Source organism: Bartonella sp. 220B, from assembly GCF_026930205.1.
Classification (GTDB): Bacteria; Pseudomonadota; Alphaproteobacteria; order Rhizobiales; family Rhizobiaceae; genus Bartonella.
The window spans coordinates 1-5,928 of sequence record NZ_JANHOI010000028.1 but is presented as its reverse complement, the minus strand read 5'-3'; the positions used below and the strand labels follow the sequence as shown (position 1 = coordinate 5,928).

At 36.7% G+C, this 5,928-nt stretch carries 1 protein-coding gene; it reads left to right on the top strand.

The window, feature by feature from the left end:
• Positions 1-4,655 (top strand): DEAD/DEAH box helicase (locus NPX99_RS08285; protein ID WP_269031368.1); only part of this gene is annotated, 4,655 nt, incomplete at its 5' end.
• Positions 4,656-5,928 lie beyond the last annotated feature (1,273 nt).

The following is a 5,928-nucleotide window of genomic DNA, read 5'->3' as shown; positions in this document are numbered from 1 at the left end:
TATCCGGTAAAAAGCGGTTTAAATATCGTCTTCTTGTTGACAGTACAGATGGAGAATTAAGCGAAAACGCAAACACCATGATCGAAGGACAAGCGGTTCCGGTTTATCGCATTAATCACTTTGATATGGAAAACAGTCAAATCGATTGGGGCGTTTTTGAAGAACAAGGCAAGATTGTCCTTAAAGACAAGAAACAAAAGCTCCCTTTTACCCATCAGAAAGAAGCCATTAAAGCCGTTTGTGAGGGTTTACAAGAAGCAGACCGTGGCAAGCTGATTATGGCTTGTGGAACGGGGAAAACCTTTACGAGCCTTAAGATAGCAGAACAATTAGCAGGAACAGGCAAGCGTGTTTTGTTTTTGGTGCCTTCACTTGCTCTTATGTCTCAAACAATACGAGAATGGACAAATGATACAGAGATAGCTTTGCGTTCCTTTGCGGTGTGTTCTGATAAGCAAATAGGTAAGCGTCGTGCCAATAATGATGATGATGCTGAATTCAGTGCCTCGGATCTTGCCTTGCCTGTCACAACAGATGCGCAAACGCTTGGAGAAAAAGGGGGCAAAATCTTTCCCAATGCTATGAGTGTTATCTTTGCTACTTACCAATCAATCCAAGTGATTGCCGATGCACAAAATACCCATGGCTTACCTGAATTTGATCTGATCATTTGTGATGAAGCCCATAGAACCACGGGGGCTGCCTTGGGAAGAGACAAGAGTGAATCTGATTTTATCAAGGTTCATGATAACAGCATTATTAAGGGCAAAAAACGTCTGTATATGACCGCAACCCCGCGCATTTTTAGTGACCAAGCAAAAAGACGTGCTGATGAACTTGATGCTGTTCTGGCATCTATGGATAATGAGAACATCTATGGAAAACAGCTTTATTTTTATAGTTTCTCGGATGCCGTCAAGAATGAACTCTTAACGCCTTATAAGATTATTGTCTTGGGTGTGGATGAGAGCATGGTGCATGATACAATGGACATTCCTAAGAGCCATAAGGATTATGAACTTACTCTTGATGATAGAACAAAGATTTTAGGCTGTTATCAGGCTCTTAGTAAAATCAATCTGAAAGTTGATCTTGGTGATGACCCCAATCCGATGCGTCGTGCTTTGGCTTTTTGTAAAGACATTAAAACATCTGAACGCATTCGTGATACCTTTAAAGGCAAGGGTGTTAAGAGAGCTTTCCGTAAGCTTCATAAAGAACACAAAGATACACCCCCTCTTTTCTGTGATGTAAAGCATATTGATGGAAAAGATGGTGCCAAGAAACGAACGCAATTGCTTGAATGGTTGGAAGAAGATGCGGGGGAAAATACCTGTCGTGTCTTAACCAATGTACGCTGTCTTTCTGAAGGTGTGGATGTTCCTGCTCTTGATGCGGTTATGTTTCTCCATCCCCGCAAAAGCCAAGTGGATGTGATACAGGCGGTGGGACGTGTCATGCGTCGTGCAAAGGGGAAAAAAAGAGGCTATATCATTTTACCCATTGGAATACCGGCTGGCATGCCGCCTGAACAGGCTTTAAAAAACAATAAGAAATACAGTGTTGTTTGGCAAGTTCTCAATGCTTTGCTTTCTCATGATGAGAACTTTAAAAAAACCCTGAACCAAATGAACTTAGGGCAAGATGTAAGTCCTATTATTGATATTGTAACTGTTTCTCAAAAGAACGAATTAGAAAATGTTACAACCGTTGTTGATGATGTGCCCTTATCGGCAAAGACAGAAGTTTCAAGCTCTTCTGGGGCTGTGCGTAAATCTCAAAATAACCAGCAAATGAACTTTGTTTTTGATCAGACAGTTTCCAATGCTCTTAGGGCATTGATTGTCAAAAGATCTACCATGAGTGACTATTGGGAAAACTGGGCTGGCAATGTTGCTGAGATTGCGCAAAACCATATCAACCGTCTTCAAAATATGCTCTCTGATGAAAAGAGCAAAGCACGCCGTGCCTTTGATGCGTTTCATAAGGAATTAAAAAACAACTTAAACAGTGATGTCAAACAAGAGGAAGCTGTTGAGATGCTTGCACAACATCTTGTGACGCGTCCTGTCTTTGAAGCCTTGTTTGATGGCAATGAATTTGTTCAAAACAATGCCATCTCGCAAGCAATGGAAAAGATTTTAAAGGAATTAGACAAGACCAATATTGTAGAAGAGTCTAAAGAACTTAGAGAATTCTATGACAGTGTAAAATTCCGTGCCTCTGGGATTACTGAACCCCATGCAAGACAAAATCTCATTATCAAGCTTTATGAAAGCTTTTTTGCCAAAGCGTTTAAAAGAACCACCGATAAGCTTGGCATTGTTTATACCCCTGTTGAGGTTGTGGATTTTATCATTCATTCCGTTGATGATGTTTTACGCAAAGAATTTGGAAAAAGCTTGGGGTCACGTGGTGTTTCTGTACTTGACCCCTTTACGGGTACTGGTACCTTCATCACGCGGCTTTTACATTCTAATCTGATAAAACCAGAGGATATGGAATATAAGTTCCGTCATGATATCCATGCCAATGAGATTGTTCTTTTAGCTTATTACATAGCAGCGATTAATATTGAATCGACCTATCATAGTCTTATGAAAGGGAATTATATCCCCTTTAAGCATATTGGATTAACCGATACGTTTCAGATGCTTGAAGAGAAAAACCTTCTGCAAGAATTATTTAAAGAAAACAGTGAGTATTTAGAACATCAGAAAAAACTAAATATCGAAGTTATTATTGGTAATCCCCCTTATTCTATAGGTCAAAAAAGCGAAAATGACAACGCAAAGAACACCCCTTATCCGCTCTTAGATGACCGTATTCGTGAAACCTATGCTGCTCAATCAACAGTAACGAATATACGAGCGCTTTATGATAGTTATATTCGTGCCATTCGCTGGGCTAGTGACCGTATAAAAAAACGTGGTGTTATCGGTTTTGTTACAAATGCAAGCTTTGTAAATGCAAATTCTATGACCGGTTTACGCAAATGCCTCGTTGAGGAATTTAGCAGTCTTTATATTTTCCATTTACGGGGCAATGCGCGCACTTCTGGAGAACAACGTAAGAAGGAAAGTGGTGGAATTTTTGGTGAAGGCTCTCGGGCTCCCATTGCGATTTCTATTCTCGTAAAAAATCCAAAATCCAAACAACGTGGTAAAATATATTTCCGTGATATTGGAGATTATCTCACAAGAGAAAAAAAGCTTAAGACAATTAAGGATTTTGGTAGCATTGATGGTGTCACAAATAAATCAAGTTGGCAAATCATTACATCAGATGAACACGGTGATTGGATAGATCAACGTGATGAGGGTTTTAAGACATTTATAGCCTTAGGTGATAAAAAAAGACACGATAAAAAACTTTTTGAAAATTTTTCTCGCGGCATTATGACGAGCCGTGATGCGTGGACATATAACTCAAGCTGTAAGGTTTTAGCTAAAAACATGCGTAATATGATTGCCTTCTATAATAGCGAAGTAGAACGTTTTAATACTACCTATCCACATGCTGACCGAAAAACACGTACCAATGCTGTAAATGATTTTGTCAATTCAGATGAGAGCAAAATAAGTTGGAGTTATAGTCTCAAACAAGATTTGATAAAAGGAAAGACTTTTAACTTTAAAAAAAATTTTCTGACGCAAAGTCTTTATCGTCCTTTTACACAACAGTGGCTTTATTGTGATTCTGCTCTCAACTGCGATGGTGCTTATCAGATGCGTATATTTCCTATAGAACAAGCAGTTGAAAATAAAGTAATACAAGTTACGGGTATAGGAGCAAGTAGTTTTTCTGTTTTGATGAGTAATGCTTTGCCTAACCTTGATTCAATAGAAAAAAGCCAATGCTTTCCATTGTACCTTTACGAAAATACTGCTTCTTCAAAAGATAAAAATGCTGACCAATCTCATTTATTTGCAAATTCTGTAGAAAAAAACAAAACAGCTGGTTTACAGAGGCGTGATGCCATTACTGATGAGGGATTAGCACATTTTAAAGCTGCTTATCCAAATGAAATCATAACGAAAGATGATATCTTTTATTACGTATACGGCCTTTTACATTCAGAAGATTATCGTACTCGTTATGCTGATAACCTCTCTAAAGAATTGCCTCGCATCCCTTGCGTAAAGAGTGCTAAAGATTTTTGGATGTTTGTTACAGCAGGGCGTGAATTAGGAAATTTACACGTCAATTATGAAACTGTAGAACCTTATCCTGTGACCTTCAAAAAAGGTGACCCCAAACTTACAGATATTCCTAACCCCGAAAAGTTTTATTACGTTACAGAAATGAAATTTGCTGGGAATAGTAAGGAAAAGGATAAATCTACAGTTATTTACAATCGTAATATCACAATAACAAATATCCCTAAGGAAGCTTATGAGTATATCGTAAATGGTAAACCCGCTCTTGAATGGGTTATGGGGCGTCAATGCGTAAAGACTGATAAAAAGAGTGGCATTGTTAATGATGCCAATTGCTATGCGGTTGAGACTATTGGCAACCCTGCTTATCCATTGGAATTGTTTCAAAGGGTTATTACTGTAAGTTTAGAAACAATGAAGATTGTTAAGAACCTCCCAAAATTGGAATTAAGAGAAACTGAAGAGACTTATAAAGCATGCTCACATTTCGCATGATGGGTATGCACATCTTACAAGGGGTATAGAGTTTATACCTATACTCTCTTGTTATGTTGATTATGTACACTCTTAAAAGGAATGATTTACCATGTAACACCTTTAAAAGATTATATCGCAATTTAAAATGATGCCATCATATCCTTCAAAAGCTCTCTTTAAAGAGAAGAATGAATGTTTTTATCTTTACGTTATGCCCCCCTCAAAACTGATAACAATAATAATCTTGATAGTACCTTTCATAATTACACACTCTCTTTTGAAAGGCTTTAAAGAGCCATATGCCTTCTCATAAGATAGGGTTTAAACGCTCACTAAAATCATAAGAATTGTCTGTTAAATTTACTGACAAAAATTGACAAAAGCAGACAAAACGCGTGTCATTAATTGTCTATTTTACTCACATGGGTTTTATACGTGATGTTTCAAAATTTTGAAAAACACTAACCTATTGAAATATAATGTTTTTATTTTTTCTCAATTTTTTTAAATGGAAGGGGGGAGTAAATCAACAGACAAAACTAACAAAAGATACAAAAGCCCATAAAAAGGTATTTTGATAATGGAATAAGAATCCAAAATGTTTTCATAACAAATTAAAACCGCATGATCATATTTATCATTTTGTTTTATGAGAATGATGCGGTGCTTATAAAGAATGAATCAAAACGATAGATTTGAATGAAAAGCGCTGGTTATAAGAGCGCGGTGCTTATTAAGGCGTCTTTAGTGAATTGCTTATAACAAAATTCACAAAAAATATTCACAAGGCATTCAATAAAAATAACCATGCTTTATAAAGTTAAAATACGCATCATAAGAAGCGTTTCTAGTTATTATGAAGTTTAAAAGATAAAATAACGCAATTGCGTAATATAGAGTCAAATATAGGCAATAAAACAGAAAATATTGATAGGCATATGACGCATATTTATACACAATGGATTAAAAAATAATTATAAAAAAATACAAAAAATAGCAAAATATAATTGACAATAAATACGTATTTTGATATATAAATAATCAAGTGATCAAAACACTAATCCTAAAGCGGATAGGTTACGAAACAACCTTTCCAAAACTTTGAAATACTGACTGTCTTTTATACTCTTGTTAGTATATGAAGATTCTGTCGGGTGTGCTTACACCATACAATACCCTTAGGGAAAAGTGTAAGCAACGGACTTTAGGCCGTGTTTTGAGCGCCCGGCGCTTTTTATAATAAGCTGTCAATTCAAAACGTTATAAACCTAAAGGAGACACTAGCATGGTT